An 844-nucleotide genomic window follows, 5' to 3' on the forward strand; every position below is an offset into this window, starting at 1 on the left:
GCCGGCACGGCGTCGATGTCGTTGTAGTAGTCGCCGTGGGGGCCGCCGAACTGGTCGCTGAGCTGGAGGTCGGGGTTGCGGGTCCAGGAGAAGGCGGCCGTGATCGGGTCGTGGTCGGAGAGCATGCGGCCGTCGTCGGTGAGGAACTTCGCGTGTTCGTTGGCGTAGGCCGTGGCGCGGAGTGAGAGGAGTCGGCTGCCGCGGTAGAGGACCTTGTCGACGACTTCGCAGGTGTCGGGGACGGTGGGGCCGCTCTGGTCGCAGACGAGGGCGTCGCTGCCCTTGGCGGGCGGGGTGCCGCCGCGGACGAGTTCGACCCAGGGGTCGGTGAGGCCGTTGGCGGCGGCGAACTCGGCGATGGTGTCGCCGCTGCGGGTGTAGCGGGTGTTGGTGTCGCCCATGACGACGACGGCGTTGCCCGCGGAGTGGCTCTTGATGAAGGCGGTGAGCTGGTTGAGGTTGTCGGCGCGGGAGGCGAGGTCGCCTGCGTTGGTGCCGGCGTTGGTGTGCAGGTTGTAGAAGTCGACGTAGACGCCCTCGGCGAGGCGTTCGCGCAGGAAGGTGAAGCCCTTGGGGGTCAGGCAGTCGCCGGAGTCGATCTGGCAGGAGTTCCAGCGCACGCGCTCGAAGTCGTCGGTGTCGTAGGGGAGTTTCGAGAGGGTGTTGAGGCCGCTGCCGATGCCCGCGCCGCCGCTGGTGGGGGTGCGGTAGGCGTGCGCGGTGTCGCCGGCGTAGAGGTAGGAGTGGTAGTTGAAGTCCTCCTCCACGTGCACGATGTCGTAGGGGGCGATGCGCCGGCCGATGGCCGTGGTGCTGGTGTCACGCGGCGTCGAGGCGCTCGAGA

At 69.2% G+C, this 844-nt stretch carries 1 protein-coding gene; it reads right to left on the reverse strand.

What is annotated here, in order from left to right:
- A partial coding sequence (locus IE239_RS41525) for an exonuclease/endonuclease/phosphatase family protein (RefSeq protein ID WP_506005313.1) occupies positions 1–844 on the reverse strand: 844 nt, incomplete at both ends.

It is taken from the genome of Streptomyces humidus (assembly GCF_014649655.1).
GTDB lineage: Bacteria > Actinomycetota > Actinomycetes > Streptomycetales > Streptomycetaceae > Streptomyces > Streptomyces humidus.